Below are 22004 nucleotides of genomic sequence, written 5' to 3' on the forward strand. Positions count from 1 at the left end.
GCCTGCGGCGCCGGCAACTGGCGGGCGCCGCGCTGGCCGCGAGCCTGGCGCTCGCCCTGTGCGCCTGCGGCGGGCCGGACGATCCGACGCAGCCGCCCGCGCCGAAGATCATGCTGGCCGCCGCGGCAAGCAGCAGCACCGTCCAGGCCGCCGGCGACTTCGAAGTGACCTTGCTGGAAAAAGTGACCGAGCAGCGCGTCAGCCGCACGGCCTGGGACTACAGCTACCGCGTGCACATCCGCAACAATAGCGGCGCAGCGGCCAGCAACGTGCAAGCCGTGCTGGCCAGCGCGCCTGAAGGCAGCACCATCATCGATGGCGACGTGCTGGCCGGCAGCATCGACGCGGGCGCCACCGTCATTCCCGACGACACCATCACCGTGCGCATCGAGCGCAGCGTGGCCTTCCAGAGCGCGGGCCTGGCGTGGGCCTTCAGCGCCGACACCAGCATCACGCTCGATCCCGTGCGGCCCGCGCAAGTGCTCGTGCTCTCGCTGGCCGAGCTGGGCCTGGCGGACGGCGCCGACAGCGTCAAGGCCGGCGGCGCCGTCACGGACGTGCTGCTGCAGGGCGGCAGCCTGCGCTTTTCCACGCCCGGCGACACGGGCGCCGACCAGCATGCGCAGTTTCTGCTCAGCAAGGACAACAAGGTCACCACCGTGGACCTGCTGATCCAGACGGAGCTGCCGACGGCCGTGGAAACCCGCGTGGAAGCGGACGACGACGGCAATCTGCCCGCCACGGCGCCCGCGCTGGCCATCACGGGCCTGGGGGCGAACAACCGCCTGCAGGCGGGCGCGCTGGCGTTCCGCCTCGATGGCGCGCCGCCGCTGGCGCTGCAGGACGACAGCGACGGCCTGCTCTCCTCGGCCGACGGCGTGGCCATCAGCCTGAAGCCCTACTGGACCTTCCAGCCGGCCGCCAACAGCTTTGCCATCAGCGCCACGGCCATGCAGCAGCTGCTGGCGTCCCTGCCCAACGGCAGCTACGACCTGAACCTCAATTTCGTTTCGCGGGACGGTGAATTCACGGCCAGCTATGCCTTGATCGTCATCAAGGCGGGCGCCGTGCTGCAAGGCCGGCTGCGCACGCCGGACGGCGGCAACGCCAATGGCCTGGCCGGCAAGAAAATGTTATTAAGCGGCTACAACAGCCACCAGCGCCAGGTGGCCGAGGTCGACGCTACGGGCGCCTTCCATTTCGACGGCGTGCTGCCCGATACGTATCAGCTGACCTTGAACGACCTGGTCCACCCGAACGTCGTCAGCGTCAGCGCCGTCGTCTTTGACGGCAGCACCAGCGTCAGCGTCGACATCGTGTATCCGTATGCGGCCGGCCTGGCCGGGCGCGCCCCGGCGCGCAGCTATGTGGCGGGCACGGTCGCGCAGGATGGCGCCGGGCCGCCCGCGCGCCACGCGGCGCCGCCTGCCCGCTCCCTGCCCGACGCCACGCCGCAGGATGACGAGGGCGACCAGGCTTTCAAGGCCACGGCCGCCGCGCAAGACCNGCGCAGCTATGTGGCGGGCACGGTCGCGCAGGATGGCGCCGGGCCGCCCGCGCGCCACGCGGCGCCGCCTGCCCGCTCCCTGCCCGACGCCACGCCGCAGGATGACGAGGGCGACCAGGCTTTCACGGCCACGGCCGCCGCGCAAGACCAGACCATCACCACGCCCATCGTCTACACGGTCCCCAAGGGCACGAAAAACCTGGGCGTGAAAATCACCGTCAGCACGGCCGAATATCCCGACTACACGACGGCGCAAAGCAAGTACAACGATACCTGGTCGTATTCCGTCACCGGTTTGCCCGGCGCCAACCTGGCCGCCGCGGGCGCCGTCAACCAGACGCACTATACGCAGGGCAGCGTCGTCCGGACGGAATGCATCGATGTCAGCAAGCAAACCAAAGATGGGCCGCTGACCGTAGGCGGGGCCGTCAGCGCGACGAATATCGGCGACAACGCGCTGGCCACGGTGGCGACGGTGCGCCTGGGCTTGGCCTGCAAGGGCTTGAAGGTGACGCTGGCGAAATTCCTTTCGCCCAACAAGAGCGCCCACCCCGTGTTGCAGCCGATCAAGCTGACGGGCAATCTGCGGGGACCATACATTTCCGTGCCACAAGGCGCCGCCACGGCCACCCACACCCTGCCGCTGGAAGTGCACTACACGCCGGCGGCTGCCACGATTACGGAAGTAAACATCGGCATCTCGTCCGGCGGCGGCGATCCCGCCTTCAGCACACAGAATTTATTGTCCCAGACCAATACCAACAGCGCCGGCAAGGTCAAATTTCCCGGCCTGGTGCTGCCCGCCTTTGCTGGGGCCAAGCTCGACAGGAAGGCCGTCGTCACGCTGCGCCTGAAGGGCCGCTTCGACAATGCCGACGCCAGTTCCGACCCGGCCGAAGGCGGCCACGTGGAATTCAAGGGCGACACGGCCTACATTCCCCTGTACCTGGCCAACAACGAGGCGGCGCTGGCGGCGCGCCGCTACGGCACGCGCGATGACGGCGGCGATTCCTGGGCCACGCGACTGGCCATCGCCTGGCTGGCGGGCAAGGCTTACCGCTTCGACGACATCAGCGGCCAGCATGTGACGCAGACGGCGGCGGGCCGCTCCATCCTCGGCCACAGCGGCCACAGCGACGGCCAGCAGATCGACTTGCGCTACGCGGACGGCGCGGGCGGCTACGCGGATGCGCTGGGCGGCCAGGGCAACGGCGCCGCCATCCACAAGCTGATCCTCGACGCGCAGACGGAAGTGGCGGCCAATCCCGCGCAAAAGCCGAAACTGGCGGCGCTGCAGGCGTGGATCGCCGCGAACCGGGCCATGCTGGCGCAGGAAGCGGCGCCGGCCAGCACGCGCGTCATCTATATCGGCCCCGGCTTCGTCAAGCTGGCCCTCGTCGACGGGCGCTTTTCCGCCAGTCCGGCCGACAAGATTCCCGGCGCGGGCGCCTGGCTCAAGCCGCCGAAAGTGCAGATCGAGAAGGGACACCTGAGCCACTGGCACATCAGCCTGACGGCCCATCCGTAAGCCGGGTCAGGACGGCAGGTCGGCCAGTTCCAGCTCCGAAAAGCCGGCCCGGCGCCGCGCCTCCAGGTTGAACGGGCCGCGCAGCGTGGGCGCCTCGTAGCGCAGGGCCAGTTCGGCGTAGGTGGCGCGCAATTCCAGGCCCCGCTGCTCGCACAGGTAGCCGTACCAGCGGTTGCCGATCTCGACGTGGCCCACCTCGTCGCGCAGGATGATGTCCAGGATGGCGGCGGCGGCCATGTCGCCCGCCTGCGCCAGCTTGGCGCGCAGCGGCGGAATGGCGTCCAGGCCCCGCGCTTCCAGCGTGCGCGGCACCAGCGCCATGCGCGCCAGCACGTCGCCGCGCGTCTTGTCGACCATTTCCCACAGGCTGTCGTGGCCGGGGAAGTCGCCATACGCGTGGCCCAGCACCTGCAGGTGCGCCTGCAGCATGGCAAAGTGCGTCGCTTCCTCCTTCGCCACGCGCAGCCAGTCCGTGTAGTATTCAAGGGGCAAGTCCGGGAAGCGCCACAGGGCGTCGAGCGCCAGGTTCATGGCGTTGAATTCGATATGCGCGAGCGCGTGGACCAGCATGGCGCGCCCTTCCGGCGTGATCATCGAGCGCCGTCCCACCAGGCGCGGCGGCACCAGTTCCGGGCGCTCGGGCCGGCCCGGCACGGCGCCCGATGGCGCCAGCGGTGCCTGCGCATCGAGAGAAAGTTGCGCCTCGGCCATGGCCGCCACCATCGCCACCTTGGTGGCCGGGTCCGGTTCGAGCAGGCAAGCCAGCGCATACGTGCGCAATTCCTGCGGCGCGGTGAAGGTCAGTGGGGATGTTGCGTGCATGGTGTTTCCTTCGTGCGCGTGCTTGAACAAGGGGCGCAGTGTATCAAATTGCCTGTCCCACCAGCCAATCGAGCAGCGCCTGCACGCGCGCCGGCAGCGCGGCGCGCCCGCTGTGCACGAGGTAGTACGCCTGCGGGCTGGGCAAGTCGAAACCGCCGAACGGCAGCACCAGCTGGCCGCTGGCTATCCACGGCTGCACCAGCTGGCGCCGGCCCATGGCCACGCCCGCGTGGTGGATGGCCGCCTGCGCGCACAGGTCGGCGCGGTCGAAACGCAGGCTGCGCGCAGGCAAGTTCAGCCCGGGCGCCCGCCCTTCCAGCCACAGCCGCCACTCGGCGTCGGGCGCGCAGGCGGGCCATGCCAGCGTGTCGTGCAGCACAGTCGCGCCGGACAAGTGTTGCGGCGCGTCAAACAGGCCGTGCTCGCGCGCATATTGCTGACTGCACACGGGCGCCAGCCATTCGTCCATCAGCTTGCGCGCGGCCAGGCCGGGAAAGTGGCCGTCGCCGTAATGCAGGGTCAGGTCCACCTGGCCGGCGCGAAAGTCCACGCTTTCATTGCCCACGCGCAAGTCGATCGACACGTCCGGATACTGCGCGGCGAACCCTGCCAGGCGCGGCACCAGCCAACACTGGGCGATGGACGGGCGCGCATGCACGGTGATGCCGCCCGCCAGCGCATCGCCGCCGGCCAGCGCCGCCTGCAGGCTGTCCCAGCCGATTTGCAGGGCGGCGAAGATGCGCTCGCCGTCGGCCGTCAGTCTGACTTGCCGCGTCAGGCGCTGGAACAGCCGCAAGCCCAGGCTGCTTTCCAGCCGCGCGATGCGGTGGCTGACGGCGCTGGGCGTGAGCGCCAGTTCCTGCGCGGCCAGCGCAAAGCTGGCGTGGCGCGCCGCCACGCGAAACGTCTGCAGGTTGGCGAACTGGCCGGCCGGCAGCCTGGCCCCAAGCGTGGCCATGCTCTGCGCGCCGGGCGGCATCACGCGGCTCCGGCCGCCAGCAAGGCGCGGCCGCGCGCCACGTAGGCCGCCATTTCCTGCGCCGGCACCATGCTGCCGCCCGTGCCCCACACCAGGTGCGTGGCCGTTGCCAGGTGCTGCCCGTATTGCGGCGCCGCCAGCACGGCGGGAATGGCCGCGAAACCGGCCACGGCCGACGGTTCCAGGCGCAAGCCTTGCGTTTGCTCAAGCGTCGCCAGCAGCCGGTACAGTTCTTCATCCGTGACGGTGGCGTAGCCGTCGATCAGCCGCTGCATGGCCCGGCCGACGAAGCCGGACGGCCGTCCCACGGCCAGGCCGTCGGCGGCCGTGACATTGTCGATGCCGATCTCCTGCACGCTGATGCCCTCGTGCAAGCCCGTGTGTACGCCCAGCAGCATGCACGGCGAATGCGTCGGCTCGGCGAACACGCAGTGGACATGGTCGCCAAAGGCCAGCTTCAGGCCGAAGGCCACGCCGCCGGGACCGCCGCCCACGCCGCACGGCAGGTGGACGAACAGCGGATGCTGCGCATCGACCGCAACGCCGGATGCGTCGAACTGCGCCTTCAGGCGCCGGCCAGCCACCGCGTAGCCGAGAAACAGATCGTGCGAGTTCTCATCGTCGACGAAGTGGCAGGTCGGGTCGCCCTCCGCCTGCCTGCGCCCTTCTTCCACGGCCACGCTGTAATCGGTCGCGTACTCGACGACGGTCACGCCATGGCTGCGCAATTTATCCTTTTTCCATTGCCGCGCGTCGGCCGACATGTGCACGGTGGCGCGAAAGCCCAGGCGCGCGCTCATGATGCCGATCGACAAGCCCAGATTGCCCGTGGAGCCGACGGCGATCGCATGCTGGCCGAAAAACGCCCGCACGGCGTCGCTGGCCAGCAGGCTGTAATCGTCGCCCTCCCGCAGCAAGCCGGCGTCCAGCGCCAGCGTTTCCGCATGTTTCAGCACTTCATAGATGCCGCCGCGCGCCTTGATCGAGCCGGAAATGGGCAGATGGCTGTCCAGCTTGATCCATAGCTGACCGCTCGTCATGCCCAACGCCACCTGCATGGCGGGCAGCGGCACGACGGGCGACTCGATGACGCCGCCGCCGGCCTGCGTTTCCGGAAACGCCCTGGCCAGGTAGGGCGCAAAGCGCGCCAGGCGCGCGCTGGCATCGGCCACGTCGTCCGCCGTCAAGCCCACGTCCTTCAAGGCCTCGGCCGCCGGCGCGATGGCGGGATTGAACCAGCTCAGCGGCTGCAAGGCCATCAGTTCTGTAATCAGGGGAAATTTTTCGCGCAGCGCGGCGATGGCGGAAGTGGGCAGCATGGCAAGCTCGTGTAGGAACAAACCATGATTAGACCGCATCCGGGCGCCGCTGGCAAAGGATGCTTGATCAGGCAATGCATGACGGGAGGTCATGTATGGCGGCAAATCGTGGTCGCGCCCGAAGCCGACGCCCGCGCATGGCGACAGTGCGCCCGCAGCACGCGCCCGCCCCACTGACTTCCGCTTGTGCGTCGATGGCCTCAGAGATCAATGCCCGACACTGGCCATCTATGACTGGGACGCGTCATCGTCCTTGCGCCTCGATGTCATCAACTGCCTGCGCAACTTCTTTGGCAAAAGGTGGCTGAGTAAGATGCAGGGTAACAACAATATCACCAGCACGGTCGCGCCTTCCCGCCGCAAGCCAAGTAGAAAGAACACCAGCATGCCAATACCGACCGCCAATGCCAGACGCACCAGAGCCGGCATGTCTGCCGCCCAAGCGGAAAGGCCGGCTATGGCGACAATGGCGATACCTCCTGTCAGCAGATCGCCGGGTTCCTTATGCATTGCAGACACCGGCAAATCCCCGTGCCATACGCTCGCTCATGCTCTTCTCCTCTATTCCAGTATTGACCACATTATTGACCACATTATTGACCGCATTTCCAGCGTATGTCAGAACAGCAATTCCTGGCCGCGGACGCCGTGTCGCCGCCGTTGGCCCGGCGGACCTTGCTCCTCGGTTCCTGCAGGAAATTTTCATCGGCCAAGGGCAGAACATGGCCTGTAATGAGAAGTTCCATTGAGCAATATCCGAACCGCCAACCCGGATCCCCGCCGACAGCTGAATTTAATTCTTAAATGCACTATTTGTTAAAGAAAAGTTTCCACAACAGGAAAAAATAAGTTATCTTTAAGGCAAGAGACATTTTTTCTCTTTTCTACCGAGGCAAGAATGCGCTCCAAGAACGACAAAGTTACCGCTACGATGGATACCCCCGACTGCGCAAGACAGGACGATTTGACGGCCCAAAAGGTCGAGGTCGGCATTATCTTCCAGGAAATGCTCGATACGGCGACGGCCGCCGCCTACCTGGCCAAGAACAAGGTGCCGATCGCCACCGCGCTGCGCGTGCTGACGGGCACGCGGCGAAAAAAGAGCGGCAATTGACGGCCCTGTGCCGGATTGCCCGGGCCGGCGCCCGCCGCATGCCCTGGAAGGCGGCGTGGGGAGCGCACGCTGACATGGCCCGCTTGAACAGTTCAGGACTTCAACGGGTGAGCCGCCACTTCATACCACACCCGTAAGCCCCGCTCTACCCGGATGATGGCCATCCAGCCCCCGGATTCGGCGATGGTTTCGATGTTGACGGGACGAACGCCCGTTTTCAGCAGCCATTCATTGGCCAGTAGCAGCGACCGGTCCATGCCGTCAGAGAGCGGACTGCCCGGGGTGGTCGAACGAAAATCTTTAAACGCGATCATGTACACCTTTATATGAGTCAGCCTGCCATCCGGCGACGGCAACCGGCCTCGCTATCGCGCATATGTGCGGGCAGGCCGGAAACAGGACGGCATGCAGGATAACAAATTACTGGGAAGAAACATGCACACATTGTCACGCACATGGCGCTCGCTGCTGCCGCGATACCAGCGGGCGCCTTCCGCTTCCCGCATCGTCAAAAGGCGCCCTTGCTGATGGCCAGTCTTAGAACTTCAGCTGCAGCCCCAGATCAATCGACCTGCCCTCGGCCGGCAAGGCTTGCAGCGCCCCGCCGTTCGCTTTCAAGCCAGACAGGTAGACGCCGCCCAGCGGGTCTGCATAGGCGCGGTTGAACAGATTGCTCACGCCGGCGCTCAGGCTGGCCATTTTGCTCAATGCCACGCTGCTGCGCAGGTTGACGAGGGCATAGCCGCCTGTTTCCGGCTCAAAACGGCGCGCATCGACCTTGTCCTTGCGGGCCACGATCTTCGTTTCGATGCGGCTGCTCCAGGCGCCCAGCTTGTGCTCGACGGCCAGCAAGGCGTTGAACGGCATCATGCGGTACAGGTCGCCGCCATCGCTGCGCTTGCCCCGCGTGTAGGCCGCATTGCCCGTCACCATGAAGCGCCCCCAGCGCGCGCTGCGCACCAAAGGCAGCTGCCACGCCACGTTGGCGCCGTACAATCTGGCGTCGTGGTTGGCAAAGCGCAGCAAGTTGCCGTTCGCGCCCATTTTCATGTACGGATGGAAAGATGCCAGCACGTCGACGTCGATGTAATTGTCGACCTTGCTGTAATAGGGATTAACGCGCAGGAACCAGCCGTCTTCGCCGCCGCCATGCCAGTCGGCCGTGAACGCGGCCGTGTAAGCCGTCTCGGGTTTCAGGTCGATATCGCCCACATAGCCGTTGCCGTCGCCAAACCAGTTGGTCATGGTCATGGCCATCGAGCCGCGGCCCCACGAGTAGCGCTCGTACAGATTCGGCGAGCGCACCTTGCGCGCCAGTGCGAATGCATAGCTGCTGGCGGCGTCCGGCGCAAACGTCGCTTGCGCCGTGGCATCGATATTCGTGTCGCGCTGGCTGCGGCTGCGCGCATTGAAGGCCCTGGCGGCCATCAGGTCCGGCATGTTCATCATATTGGTGCCGTACGATTGCACGTCGCCCGACTCCATGCGCACGGATTCGCCGCGCAGGCCCAGCACGCTCGTCCAGCGACCATCGTGGCGCGTTTCCAGTTCGCCGAACAGCACGGTGCGGTCGCGCTTGCCGTCATTGATGTTCAGGTAGGTGCGCGGCCCCATCATCATGGAACCGGGCACGGCCGGCCAGTAGTCGTCGAGGCGGAAACCGTGCCATTCCTGGCCCAGGCGCAACTCGCCCGCCGCCGTCGGCACGCTGGCCATCAGCGCGTAGCCCGTGTTGCGCCCGTGCGTGATCATCGGCATCGAGCCCTTGCGCTCGGGCGAGAAGAAGCCCATCTCGTGGTCCGTCTGCTGCCAGTATGCGCGCGCGTCCAGCACGCCCCAGGCAAATGTGCCCTGGTAGGCCAGGTTGGCAAACCGGCCATGGTTGTCCGTCATGTCCATGTACTGGTTGGGGAAACCCTGGTACGGGATGTGCTGCACGCCGGCGCGCAGGGTCAGCTGCTGGCCATCGCCCTTCGCCGCCAGCACGATGGCCTGGTTGATGCTTTCGTACATGCTGCCCAGCACCTTGTTGCCGTGGCCATCTTCATAGCTGTGGCCGCGCGTGGTGGCGCCGCTGTAGCCGATGCTCAGGCTGTCGCTGGCGGCCGAGGCGTTCACGCTGGTCGCCACGCTGTTGTTGACGCTGCGCCCCGACACGGCAAAGCTGCCTTGCGTGAGCAGGCCCGCGCCCGGCCGGGCGAAGACGGGCGCGTTCGACTGCACCTCGATGGTGCCGCCTATGCTGTCGCCGCCCGCGCTGACGGGGGTCACGCCCGCGATCAGGCGGATGCGCTGCACTTGTTGCGGATCAATGTAGGACAGCGGCGCATTCATATGATTGGCGCAGGCGGACGTCAATTCCATGCCGTCGATGCGAATCTTGAGGCGGTCATCGGCAAAACCATTGACGACAGGCAAGCCGGACACGCCGCCGCCGGCCGCCACGCTGTAGCCGGGCGTGCCGCTGAGCATCTGCGCCGTGTCGGCGGCCGGACGGTAGCCGTCGCCTATGGCCGTGACGATGACTTTCATTTCCGGCAAAATGGTGCTGTCTGCCTCACTGCGGGATTGCGCCACGGCGGGCATGGCGATGGCGAGGGAAATCAAGAACGGTAAATGTTTCATGGTGCTGCTTTCAGATTCTGTATAGGTAAGACGAACAGCCGCAAGCGCAGCACATTGCCGCGCGGCGCCAGGCAGTTCAGGAAAGGGACAGGTCAGAAAGCGGCGGGCGGACCGCGGGGCTGGACGGGCGTCCAGGCGAACAGGGGCGTGGCGGACTGGTAGAACAGCACGGGCAGCAAGCCCGTGATGAGCTCGCCTGACGCGAGCACGAGGGAGGTGGGCGGAATCGACAGGGTGTCCGCATGCATGCTGCAGCACGGGCAGTCGCCCATGCGCATGCCCGGTTTTTCGGGCGCGGAAGGCTCTTGCGCATCGTAGCGGGCGGGCACGGCTTGCATGCCGCCCGCCACCGAGCAGATTTCCAGGCTGGGCACGGCCAGGCCGCTGGCGACCGTCAGCGCGCGCGACACCGTAGGGGCGAGCGTGGCCAGGAAGATGGCGATACACGCGATCCACAGGACGATGCCGGCCTTGCCTTTGCTGATGAACATGGCAATATTGTATCAGGGCAAGGCCCCTGCGCACAGGGCGCAGGTCAAGCCTTGCTTACAACGCCTAACAAAACCGTAGCGAGCGGAAGGGAGCTGTGGCTGAGAAGCGGAACTGTGCTTGGCACGGGGCCGCCGAGGCAGTGAGCATCGCAGGCCGGAGATCACGACGCGCAGTAGGTTTTGATAGGCGTTCTTACAAATCCACCTTCATCGACAGCTTGACAGCGCGCGGCGCGCCCGAGGCCAGCCGCGTGCCGGCACCGGCCCAGTAGCGCTTGTCGGCAAGATTTTCCACGTTCAGTTGCCACACGACGGCCTTGTCCAGCACGCGGCTCGCATAGCGGGCGCCCGCGCTGAACAGGCTCACGCCGCCGAGGAAGGCCTGGTTCAGGTCGTTGACGGGACGGGCGCTGTAGTAATATGCGCCGCCGTTGACGGACAGGCCAGGCACGGCGTCGAACGCGTAGGCGAGAAAGGCGCTGGCCGTGCGTCTCGACGCGTTTTCGGGCGCCTTGCCGTTGTAATCGGCGTTGATGTTGGCGAACCTGGGGTCGAGCAGCTGGGCCGACGTCTGCCACGACAGCTGGCGCGTCAGCTTGCCCTGCGTCGAGATTTCCAGGCCGCGGTAGCGCTGTTCGCCGTCCGACGTAAATATATTGCTGGCATTCGTGTAGTAGCCGGGGCGCGTGATGTCGAACAGCGCGGCCGACAGCAAGGTGCCGCCCGGCGCCAGCCAGCGCGCGCCCAGTTCCTTCTGTTTGCTGACGCCGGGCGCCATCTTGACGCCCTGGTTGACGGTGCCCGTCGGGCCCGTTTCGCCCTCTTCCAGTCCCCGCGCCGTGGACGCGTACAACGACAGCTGGGGCGTGGCCTTGTAGATCAGCGAGGCCATCGGCGTCGTCTTGCTGACGTCGTAATGGCTGGCGCCCTGGTCGCTCTGATAACTGCTGCGGCGCACGCCGATGACGCTTTGCCATTGCGGGCTGAAGACCATGCGGTCGAGCGCGTACAAGCCCGTGTCGCGCGTCTCCAGCGCGGCCGTCGTGGGCGCCGTCGGCCTGGGGCCGAACACGACATTCGTCACGGGGACGGGGCTGTACAGGTTTTGCGACGCGATCGTGTAATTGCTCTGGTAGACAGGATCTTGCGACTTGTCCGTGCGCGAGGCGCCCAGGGTCAGCTCGTGGGCAATCAAACCCGTATTGAAATTGCCGGCCAGTTCCGCGCGCAGCAAGTCCGACGCCGTCACGCTGTGCTGGATATTGCCCGTGATGCGGCCCGCGCCCGTGGCCAGCGCGGCCGTGTTGTTCAGGCGAAAGATGGCCAGGCGGCGGTCGCGCGCCGTTTCCGAGTGGCCCGCCTCCACCGTCAGGGCCCAGCCATCCGTGATGGCGTAGTCGGCGCGCAATTGCGCGTTTTTCGTCTGCGCCTCGAAATGCGACCAGTCCGGGCCGATCAGCTGGCGCGGATCGACGGCGCGCGGCAGGCTGATCACGCCTTTCACGGCGGCCGGCAAGGCCACGCCCGCCTGCTCCGTCACCTTGCGGCGGTCGTATTCGAGGTCCGCCTTCAGCAGCAGTTTATTTGTCGCGCGCCAGTCCAGCGCGGCGGACAGGAAGCGGCGGTTGCCGTTGCCGACATTGTTCAGCCAGGAACCCAGGGCGCCGCCGGCGGCGTTCACGCGCACGCCGAATTCCTGCTGCGCGCCGAAGCGGCGGCCCACGTCGACATTCGCCACGGCACTGCCACGGTCGTCGAGGCTCAGTCCCATGCTGGTGACGGGCGTGCCGCCGGCCCGCTTGGTAACAAAATTGACGACGCCGGCCGGCGACGTAAAGCCGTAGTACAGGGCCGAGGCGCCCTTCAGCACTTCCACGCGCTCCTTGTTTTCCATGGGCACTTGCGAGAAGTTCATGATGGGCATGGAGCCGTTGAGGCGGTAATTCGTGCGGTTTTCCACGGCGATGCCGCGTATCACCAGCTGATCCCACGTTTCGCCGCCGTTTTGCTGGCGCGTCACGCCGGCCGTGTTGCGCACGGCGTCGTACAGGCCGGACACGGCTTGCTGTTCCAGCAATGCGCGCGTGATCACGTTGACGGTCGACGGCACGTCCATGATGTTGGCGCCGCGAAAGCTGCCCGCCTCCGTGGTCACGGGCACCAGGCCTTGTGCCCGCGCGCCCGTCACTCGCACGGCTTGCATGACTTTCTCATCGCCGGCCGTCAGGTCGTCCTGGCCGCTGGCTGCCTTGGCCGCGTGGGAAGCGAAGGCCAGCGACAAGGCGGCGGCCACTGGAAGTAGTTGCAAGGAAGGAAAAACGACGCGCATAAAGACGGGACTTTCGACAGAAACGATGATAAAGGGAAACTTCGGGTTACGCGGCATGATATCCGTAACGAGAATCATTCGCAATGAATGAATGACAATCCGTGAGATTGTAGGAGTTTCACGGGATAAACAGGTGCTTAAGGCGCCTGTTGTCACTTGAACACGTTTGAATTTTGCAGACGAGGCCGCAAAGAGGCATACTGACAGTCACGGCGCGCAGGACGCGCCGCCCAACAAGATACTAAAGGTAAGTTCGTGAATACAATCGACAAGAAAAGCGTGCAGACGAAAACATTTCGCTGGAAACGCTGGCAGCGCTGGGCCGTCGGCACCGGCTGCGCCCTCGCCGCCTACAGCGCGGCCGGCTTCTGGCTGGTGCCCTACGTCATTAAAAACCAGCTGCCCAAATTTGCCGAAAAAGAACTCGCGCGCCAGGCCAGCATCGCCGACGTGCGCTTCAACCCGTTTACCCTGCGGCTGGAAGCGGAACAGATCGCCTTCAGGGAGGCGCCCGGCGCGGATGGCCAGAGCGGTGCGCCGCTGCTGGCCATCGGTGCGCTGGCCGTGCAACTGGAATGGAAATCCATCGTGCGCCGCGCCTGGAGCCTGGCCGAAATCCGCATCACGGCGCCGCAGGCGCATTTGACCATCACGCCGGACGGCAAGTTCAACCTGGCCGAGGTGCTGGCCACCTGGCAACGCAAGCATCCGGAGAAGAGCGAGGGCGGCATGCCGCGCCTCGTCATCGCCCGCTTTGCGCTGGAACAAGGCAAAGTGGAATGGCAAGATCAGAAGGCGGGCTACGCGGACAATTTCACGCCCATCGCCTTTTCGCTCGACAATATTTCGACCTTGCCTGACGCCAATGGCAGCTATACCTTCAGCGCCGATGCGGCGCGCGGCGGCAAGCTGCACTGGCGCGGCACGGCCTCGCTGAACCCCATCCGTGGCGAAGGCGAGCTGATCCTGACCGACGCTTCCCTGCCCGGCCTGGCCGCCTACCTGAAAGCCTACACGCGTGCGCAAGTGACCAGCGGCAAGCTGTCGGCGCGCCTGCCCTACGCTTTTTCCTATGCGGACGGCACGCTGGAAGCGGCAGTCAAAGGTGCGGGACTGGCCCTGCGCGACCTGGCGCTGGTGCGCGACGGCAAGGGAGAACCGTTCACGGCGATGACCACCCTGGCCGTCACGGGCGCCGACGTGGATCTGGCGCGCCAGAACGTCACGGTGGAAAAGATCAGCCTCGACGGCGGCAAGGTGGCCGTGCGGCGTGACGGCAAGGGCGAGATCGACGTGGCAAACCTGATGTTGCCTGGCAACCCCGCAGCGGCGGCTTCCGCCGCGCCAGCCAAGCCTGGCAAGTGGAAAGTGGACTTGAAACAAGTGGCCCTGGCCAACGTGGACGTGTCCGTCATCGATGAAACCGTCTCCCCTGCCCTGCAATTGAGCGCCAGGCAGCTGCAACTGCAGCTGCAGCTGGGCATGCAGCAAGCACCATCGGGCATGGCCACCGTCATCGACGGCGCCAGCTTTGCAGTGGCCGATCTGGCCATGCAGCGGGGCGCGCAAACGCCGTTCAAGCTGGCCCAGCTGGGCTTTACGGAAGGCAAGATCGACCTGGCGGCGCATACCATCCACCTGGGCGCCGTGACGGCCAGCGGCGCGCAGATCGACCTGGCGCGCAACCGCCAGGGAGAGTTTGCGATTGCGCAAAAGCTGCCCGTATTTGCTTCCAGCAAGGCTGACGCGGGCAAGGACCCCCCTTCCGCGCCGTGGTCCACCACGGTAGACAAGGTGGAGCTAAGCAAGTTCGGCGCCCGTTTCGACGATGCGGGCACGGGCATCAAGCTCAATGTGCAGGATGCGCGCCTGTCGCTGCACAACGCCAGCAACGACATGAAGCAGGCGCTGCCGTTCGAACTGGGCGTGGGCCTGCGCGAAGGCGGCGTGCTCACGGCCAACGGCAAGTTCGTGCCGGGCACGGGCGCCGTCGATGCGCAGCTCGACCTGAAGCAGCTGGCCCTGGCGCCCGTGCAACCATTGCTGGCGCAACACTTGAAACTGAAGCTGGCGGGCGGCGCCGTGTCCGGCAGCGGCCGCCTGACGACGGGCGGCGGCGCGCCGAAAGCGCCGAAAGTGCGCTATGTGGGCGGCGTGGATATCGCCGGCCTCGTGCTCAATGAAATGGATGGCAAGCGTTTTGCCTCTTGGAAAAGCGTACGCGCCGACAAGCTGACGGCCGGCGTGGGGCCGGACTTGCTCGACATCGCGGAATTGCGCGTGGTGGAACCGAACGCCCAGCTGATCATCGAAAACGACCGCAGCCTCAATGCGCAGCGCCTGCTGGTCAAGGCGCCGGAACCGGCACAGCCAGCCGCCCCTGCCGCATCGGCGCCGGACGCCGCCTTCCCCGTGCGCGTGCGCCGCGTGCGCCTGCAGAACGCCAAGCTGGACTTTGCCGACCTCAGCCTGCGGCCCCAGTTTGCGGCGAAAATCTATGAATTGAACGGCGTCGTCACGGGCCTGTCGACGAAACGCGATGCGCGCAGCCAGATCGAACTGGACGGCCGCATCGACGAATTCGGCCTGGCGCGCGTGCGCGGACAATTAAATCCCTTCGCCCCCACCGACAACACGGACTTGAACGTGGTCTTCAAGAACGTCGACATGGTATCCGCCTCGCCGTACACGATGAAATTCGCCGGCTATAAAGTGGCGGAAGGCAAGATTTCGCTGGACTTGCAATACAAGGTGCGCAACCGCCAGCTCGACGGCACCAATCAGGTCGTGCTCGACAAGCTGACCCTGGGCGAGCGCATCGACAGCCCGGACGCCCTGAAACTGCCATTGGAACTGGCGCTGGCCATCCTCAAGGACAGCGACGGGCGCATCGACCTCGGTTTGCCCGTGTCGGGCGACATGAACGACCCGCAATTCAGCTATGGCGCGCTGATCTGGAAAGCCGTCGGCAATGTGCTGACGAAAATCGTCACGGCGCCGTTCCGCGCCCTGGGCAACTTGCTGGGCATCAGCGCCGACAAGCTGGAAGCCATCGACTTCGACGCGGGCAGCGCCGTGCTGCTGCCGCCCGAACGGGAAAAACTCAAGCAGGTGGCGCAGATCCTGGCCAAGCGCGAACAGCTGAAGCTGGCCGTGCCGGGCCAGTACAGCGACACGGACGGGGCCGCCCTGCGCGCCCAGGCCGTGCGCCGCGCCGTCGCCGCCAAGGCCGGCATCAAGCTGGAAGCGGGCGAAGAGCCAGGACCGTTGAGCCTGGGTGAACGCAAGATACGGGGCGCCCTGCGCGAGCTGTACGGCGAGCGCTTCGGCAAGGCCGAGCTGGACAAGCAGAAGAAGGCGGCGGAGTCGGCCGTACCAGCCACAGCGGCGGCAGCCTCCGCCAGCGCCTCCGCGCCGGCGGCGGCCAAGATCCCCGTCCTGCAGCGCCTGGGCAAGCTGATCGAGGGCGAACCGCAAGTGGCCGACACGGGCGCTTTTTATAACGGCTTGCGCGAGCAGCTGGAAGCCAGGCAGCCGCTGCCTGCCGATGCCTTGAACAAGCTGGGCGCCCAGCGCAGCGCGGCCATCCTGGCGGCCTTGCAGCAGGACGGCACGCCGGCGGCCAGGGTCAGTGCGGGCGCGCCGGAAAAAACGCAGGCCGTACCGGGCAAGCCGGTGGGCTTGAAACTGGGATTGGCGGCACAATAAAATACGGAGAGCATCTGACGCATGAAAAACCTCGACAAAGTAGCGCCCTATACATCGTCTGTCACGCAGGGCGACTGGGGCACAATGACAACACTGCTTGCTGAGACAGCCGTATCAGCCAAAGACAGCATGTCATGTGCTGAAAAGACGCTGCTGGCTAACTATGTGTACGAAAAAAATGGCACGTACAAGCTGATGTATACAACTGTCGGGGTTGACGGCAGTATTGAAAACTACGTCGAGGATGACGGCATTTTGCCGACACTGTTCCTGAGTCCGGATCAGGAAAATTATGTTTCCGTCATTCCCTATCATCCTGATAAAGAACTGGAAATCAGCATTCCCATCTTTCATCGTGAAGATGTGGAATTACCAAAGGGTAACCGTCCATGTACAGGAGACTTCATTGGAACGACGGACTCACATTCGATATTTCACGATGTGGATTTTGACGATAAGAAACCGGACAAAATCCTGGCCATCGAGTTTATCAATGGGAAGCTGAAGAAGAAACACAATAGCAAGGTCCCCTTGCCCGCAAATAACCGCATTGCCATTTGCAACAAGGCGATCCACTTGCTGGCCAATGACGGCAGCATCCTGCTGCACCGGGAGATCGATGAAAAAGGCAACGTCACGCGCTCGCGGGAGATTGAGGCGAAGGATATCCCGGTTTTGCAGATATTGAGCGCCTCCTTCGACAAGGATTCTTATCTGCTGGCGCAAGAAAACGATAAAATCATTATCGAAAAAATAGCTGCGTCCGGGGCAAGCGAGATCATTGAATTGGTGGACTTTGCCGATCCGCTGTTCAATACATGGCAGCCAGTCGACATCGCAGACGATACTTTTGTCACGCGGTTCAATACCGAGTTTGGAAACGGCTGGCTGACCACGCAAAATGATAAATTACTGGAAATATTCTATAGCAAAGGCGTGCAAGGCTACCGGAACCTGCTGACCAACGAGGTTCTGTCGATACCCGGTGACAAATTGATCATTTCCAGCATCAACAAGACCACGGAGCGTGCTTATGCGGTCGTGCTCTACCCGCTGGCGGACGATACTGCGGATAATGCCGAACTCATCATCTTGAATCGCCGCTTGCCATAGCGTCGGGGCCCTTATGGCGGCGCATCCGAGGCATGGCCAGACCATGCCTCGGATGCGCTTCACTTACTTCTCTTCTTACTTCCCTTTCCCCGCCCCCTTCACCGCCTCGTCCGGCAAGGCAAACGCCACCAGGCTGTCGCCCATCTTCGTGCCCAGCGAACCGTGGCCGCCGGCCATGACCACCACATATTGCTTGCCCGTCTTGTCGGAGACATAACTCATCGGCGTGGCCTGGCCGCCGGCCGGCAAGCGGGCTTTCCAGACGGTTTTGCCGTTGCGCACGTCGTAGCCGCGGATGGTGTAGTCGAGCGTGCTGCTGAGAAATGCCACGCCGCCGCCCGTCGTGCTCATGCCGCCCAGGCTGGGCACGCCCAGCGGCAAGGCGATGGGCACGGGGGCGCTGTCGCGCGTGGTGCCGTTCTTGTGCATCCACACTTTTTTCATGGTGCGCAAGTCGACGGCGGCCACATAGCCCCAGGGCGGCGCCTGGCAAGGAAAACCCAGCGGCGACAGGAAAGGCTTGATTTCCACGGCGAACGGCGTGCCCGTCTGCGGCTGCAAGCCCATTTCCGTGCCGGAACCGCCCTTCACATTGGCTTGCGCGCGCGGCACCAGGCGTTCCAGAAAGCCCATGTAGTCGGGGTTGACCAGCAGCAACTGGCGCCCCGGATCGACGGCCGCCCCGCCCCACTCGAAGATGCCCAGCGGGCCCGGCGAGATGATGGCCCCCTTGACCTTGCCCTGCGCCACGGTCTGCGGCGTGAACGGCCCTTCGTAGCGGTGCTGGCGGAAGATGATGCGGCAAGCCAGCTGGTCGAATGGCGTCGTGCCCCACATATCCGTCTCGCTGATGTGCTTCTCGGGCAGGAAAGTGAGGGCCGAGAACGGCTGCGTGGGCGACAAGCGGTCGCCGGGGGCCGCGTTGGCCGTCGGCACGGGTTTTTCCGGCGCCGGCACGACCAGGCTGCCGTCGCGGCGGTCGATCACGTAGATGTCGCCCCGCTTCGTCGTGGCCACGACGGACGGCACCTTGCCTTTCGGCGTGTCGATGTCGACCAGGGTGGGCTGGCCGCCGATATCCATGTCCCAGATATCATGGTGCACGGTCTGGTAGACCCAGCGCACTTTCCCGGTCACAAGATCGAGCGCGACGATGGCACTGTTGTATTTCTCGCCGTTCGGGTTGCGCATGCCGCCCCAGGTATCGGGCGTTTCATTGCCCATCGGCACGTACACCATGCCCAGCTTTTCATCGATGCTCGACACGCCCCAGGAATTGGGCGAGTTGTTCGTATAGGTTTTGCCATCGGCGATGGGCGCCGTGTCGTCCGGGTTCGAGGCATCCCAGTTCCACAGCAGCTTGCCCGTGACGGGGTCGTAGCCGCGGATCACGCCGGAAGGCTCCTCGGTGGAATCGTTGTCCGTCACGCTGGCGGCCATCACCACCACGTTCTGCGCCACGGCCGGCGGCGACGTCGGCATCAGAAAGCCCCGTTTTTTCATGGCCATGCCGTGGTACAGGCCGATCACGCCGTTTTCTCCGAAGCTTTTGCACGCCGCGCCCGTATCGGCATTGACGGCGATCAAGGTCGCATCCATGGTGGGCGCGAAGATGCGGCGCGGGCATTCCATGCCGGCCGCCTCGGGCGCCGGGTCACCCTTGGCGCGGCCCGCGTTCACGTCCCAGTAGGCCACGCCGCGGCAGATCATGTGCTGGTAGCTCGACGCATCGCGGTTGATCTGCGGATCGTGGCGCCACAGCTCCTTGCCCGTGTCCGGGTCCAGCGCGATGACGATGTTATGCGGCGTGCACAGGTACAGCATGCCGTTTACTTTCAGCGGCGTGACTTCGTTGGCGATCTCGCCCGGGTCGTTCGGTCCCTTGAAGTCGCCCGTGTGATACACCCACGCCTGTTGCAGCTGCGCGGCGTTGGCCGGCGTGATCTGCGCGGCCGGCGCGTAGCGGTCGCCATAGCCGGAGCGGCCGTAGGCGGCCCAGTCGTTGGGCGCCACGCCGGGCGCATAATCGCCTTGCGGCGCGGCCGCCATGCTGTCTGCCGGCACTTCGCCGTGCAGGGTGTAGTAATCCTGGAACAGGGAAAATATGCCCACGGCGGCCGTGGCCACCACGGCGGCGGCCAGCGCGCTCCTGCCCGCGTCGCGCGGTTTGGCGCCGCGGGCCAGGGCCGGCGCCAGGCGGCGGTCGACGAACGGCAGCAGCAGCCAGACGGCGGCGGCGAACCAGATGTCGAGACGCGGCAGCAATTGCCACCAGTCGAACTTCACTTCGATGACGGACCAGATCAGGCTGGCGAACAGCAGCAGCGCCAGGCAAAGCTGCGCGCTGCGCCGTCCTTGCCAGACCAGCGCGCCGGCCAGCAGCATGCCGATGCCGGCCACGACGTAATACCAGGAACCGCCAAGGCTGACGAGCCAGGCGCCGCCGCCGACGAGCGCCAGTCCCAGCAGGAGAAAGATGACTGCGGTGATTGCGAACAAGGGTCCAGGCCGGGCAGAGGCAGTCATGATGCTCCTTTACAAGAGTCAGTCGGCGGCACGCGCCTGCGCACCGTGTTGATGGCAATCAAGGCAATTCCATTTTTTCACTAATTGGCAAAGCGTGGCACACGCGAGCGCGAATATGCGCGCAGTGTTGCTTTTCGCCACAAGCCAACACCCGCTTCCCGTCCGCAACACTGCCAGCCGCGCTCTTCTGTAGTGCGATTTTGACGAAAAACATAAAATAAAATAAATTCACAACAAATATCTCGAATAAACCAAATTTATATCGTAAAATGAAAATCATGCACCTGGCAAACCGGTTTTCCCGATTTTCATCTTCCTTTGGAGCGGCGCCCATCATGACCATCGCCAAACGGCTGTACGCATTGATCCTCTCCGTCGTCCTGGGCCTGGCCGCCCTGACGGGCTTCGGCATTTACCAGATGGACCGCGTGTACACGGCGGCCAGCTATGCCACCGTCAACACGGTGCCCAGCCTGCTGACCCTGAACCAGGCTTTCGTGCCGTTCGCGCAGATGCGCACGGCGGTCTGGCAGCACATGGCCAGCAAGGATGCGGCCAGGCGCGACGCGCTGGAAGCGGGCATCCGCGAGGCGCGCGCGGCCGTCGGCAAGGCGCTCGACAAGTATGAGCAGGAAAACCTGTCCGACGAACAGGACAAGGCGCTGCTGGCCACGGACCGCGCCGTGCTGCTGCGCTACGACGCCGTGCGCGACAAGGTGCTGGCGTTGTCGAAGGCGGGAGAGCTCGACGCGGCGCGCGACCTGCTGATGGAAAACCAGCCCATCATCAAGGAACTGGTCGACGCCCTCGCCGCCCACCACCGCTACAACGAAAATCTGGGCAACAAGGGCGCGGCCGACGGCGCCGCCGCCATCGCCAGCGCGCGCTGGATTTCGCTCGGCCTGGCGCTGGCCGTGACGGCGCTGGTGGCCGGCATGGGCCTGCTGCTGGCGCGCCGCATCGTCGCCTCGCTGGCGGGCGCCATCGGCGTGGCCCGCGCCATCGCCGGCGGCGACCTCAGCGTACAGGTACCCGCCGCCTCGAAGGACGAGGTGGGCCAGCTGATGACGGCCCTGGCGGAAATGAGCGACAGCCTGGTGCGCATCGTGGCCGAAGTACGCTCCGGCACGGACACCATCAGCACGGCCTCGACCGAGATCGCGGCGGGCAACCTGGACCTGTCGGCGCGCACGGAACAACAGGCCGGCTCGCTGGAGGAAACCGCTTCGGCCATGGAAGAGCTGACCGCCACGGTGCGGCAGAACGCCGACAATGCACGCCAGGCCCAGCAAATGGCCGTCAGCGCCTCGGACAAGGCGGCGCACGGCGGCCAGGTGATGGGCGACGTGATACGCACGATGGAAGCGATCGACGGCTCGTCCAACAGGATCGCCGACATCATCGGCGTCATCGACGGCATCGCCTTCCAGACCAACATTTTGGCCCTGAATGCGGCCGTGGAAGCGGCGCGCGCCGGCGAACAGGGACGCGGCTTCGCCGTCGTCGCCACCGAGGTGCGCAACCTGGCGCACCGCTCGGCGGCCGCCGCCAAGGAAATCAAGGCCCTCATCAGCGACTCCGTGGAACAGGTGGGGCAAGGCGGCAAGCTGGTCCAGCAGGCCGGCGCGGCCATGACGGAAGTGGTCGACACGGTGCGCAGCGTCACCGACATCGTCAGCGAAATCTCGGCCGCCAGCGTGGAGCAAAGCACGGGCATCGAGGAAATCAACCGCGCCATCACGCAGATGGATGAAGCCACGCAGCAGAATGCGGCCCTGGTCGAGGAAGCGGCGGCGGCATCGCAATCGCTGCAGGAGCAGGCGGGCAAGCTGGCCGCCGTGGTAAGCGCCTTCAAGCTGGCGCACGGCCCGGCTGGCGCCCCGTCCCGGCCAGCGCAGCCGCGGGCGTCCCATGCGCCCCGTGCGCCTGCCGCACGGCCGCCC

14 protein-coding genes are annotated in these 22004 nt (G+C 65.2%); 4 read left to right on the top strand and 10 right to left on the bottom strand.

Going from position 1 to position 22004, the window contains the following annotated elements; all coding sequences use genetic code 11:
• Positions 1–3041 precede the first annotated feature (3041 nt).
• The 4 genes from CBW50_RS26240 to CBW50_RS26255 all read right to left on the bottom strand — a co-directional run bounded on the left by CBW50_RS26240 (position 3042) and on the right by CBW50_RS26255 (position 6665).
• On the bottom strand, positions 3042–3857 hold the full coding sequence (locus CBW50_RS26240; RefSeq protein ID WP_086148236.1) for a ferritin-like domain-containing protein: 816 nt from the start codon (positions 3855–3857) through the stop codon (positions 3042–3044).
• Between the two features lie 43 nt (positions 3858–3900).
• Positions 3901–4836: a DNA-binding transcriptional regulator DsdC gene (dsdC, locus tag CBW50_RS26245; protein ID WP_226935759.1), complete on the bottom strand. Its 936-nt coding sequence runs from the start codon at positions 4834–4836 to the stop codon at positions 3901–3903.
• On the bottom strand, positions 4836–6155 hold the full coding sequence (locus CBW50_RS26250) for a D-serine ammonia-lyase (RefSeq protein ID WP_086148237.1): 1320 nt from the start codon (positions 6153–6155) through the stop codon (positions 4836–4838). The genes dsdC and CBW50_RS26250 overlap by 1 nt, the downstream gene beginning before the upstream one ends.
• 228 nt (positions 6156–6383) lie before the next feature.
• Positions 6384–6665: a hypothetical protein gene (locus CBW50_RS26255; protein ID WP_086148238.1), complete on the bottom strand. Its 282-nt coding sequence runs from the start codon at positions 6663–6665 to the stop codon at positions 6384–6386.
• Positions 6666–7119: 454 nt separating this feature from the next.
• On the opposite strand from CBW50_RS26255, the gene CBW50_RS29540 reads away from it, so the two are divergent.
• The gene (locus CBW50_RS29540; protein ID WP_172404896.1) at positions 7120–7269 is read left to right on the top strand and encodes a hypothetical protein; all 150 of its coding nucleotides are present in this window, start codon (positions 7120–7122) and stop codon (positions 7267–7269) included.
• Between the two features lie 92 nt (positions 7270–7361).
• Here the strand turns inward: CBW50_RS29540 and CBW50_RS26260 are convergent, their stop codons facing one another.
• The 4 genes from CBW50_RS26260 to CBW50_RS26275 form a co-directional block, all read right to left on the bottom strand.
• A complete protein-coding gene (locus tag CBW50_RS26260; protein ID WP_086148239.1) occupies positions 7362–7583 on the bottom strand; it encodes a hypothetical protein in 222 nt (73 codons plus the stop codon).
• 223 nt (positions 7584–7806) lie between these two features.
• Positions 7807–9894, bottom strand: a complete 2088-nt coding sequence (locus CBW50_RS26265) for a TonB-dependent receptor (protein WP_086148240.1) — start codon at positions 9892–9894, stop codon at positions 7807–7809.
• 92 nt (positions 9895–9986) lie between these two features.
• Complete coding sequence (locus CBW50_RS26270) at positions 9987–10385, bottom strand: DUF2946 domain-containing protein (protein ID WP_086148241.1); 399 nt, start codon at positions 10383–10385, stop codon at positions 9987–9989.
• A gap of 193 nt (positions 10386–10578) precedes the next feature.
• The gene (locus tag CBW50_RS26275) at positions 10579–12693 is read right to left on the bottom strand and encodes a TonB-dependent siderophore receptor (RefSeq protein WP_319017139.1); all 2115 of its coding nucleotides are present in this window, start codon (positions 12691–12693) and stop codon (positions 10579–10581) included.
• Positions 12694–12969: 276 nt separating this feature from the next.
• Between CBW50_RS26275 and CBW50_RS26280 the strand changes: the two genes are divergently transcribed.
• Complete coding sequence (locus tag CBW50_RS26280) at positions 12970–16422, top strand: DUF748 domain-containing protein (protein ID WP_253252002.1); 3453 nt, start codon at positions 12970–12972, stop codon at positions 16420–16422.
• A gap of 21 nt (positions 16423–16443) precedes the next feature.
• Positions 16444–17535 carry a hypothetical protein gene (locus CBW50_RS26285; protein WP_086148242.1) on the top strand — a complete coding sequence of 364 codons (1092 nt, stop codon included), beginning with the start codon at positions 16444–16446 and terminating at the stop codon, positions 17533–17535.
• A 75-nt stretch (positions 17536–17610) separates the two neighbouring features.
• Here the strand turns inward: CBW50_RS26285 and CBW50_RS26290 are convergent, their stop codons facing one another.
• Positions 17611–20061, bottom strand: coding sequence for a membrane-bound PQQ-dependent dehydrogenase, glucose/quinate/shikimate family (locus CBW50_RS26290; protein WP_086148243.1), 2451 nt, complete (start codon positions 20059–20061; stop codon positions 17611–17613).
• A 58-nt stretch (positions 20062–20119) separates the two neighbouring features.
• On the bottom strand, positions 20120–20398 hold the full coding sequence (locus CBW50_RS26295) for a hypothetical protein (protein WP_139842650.1): 279 nt from the start codon (positions 20396–20398) through the stop codon (positions 20120–20122).
• Here CBW50_RS26295 and CBW50_RS30245 point away from each other — a divergent pair.
• On the top strand, positions 20397–22004 hold a 1608-nt coding region (locus CBW50_RS30245; protein ID WP_086148245.1), incomplete at its 3' end, for a methyl-accepting chemotaxis protein. The genes CBW50_RS26295 and CBW50_RS30245 overlap by 2 nt on opposite strands.

It is taken from the genome of Janthinobacterium sp. GW458P, assembly GCF_002127585.1.
Lineage (GTDB): Bacteria > Pseudomonadota > Gammaproteobacteria > Burkholderiales > Burkholderiaceae_D > Janthinobacterium.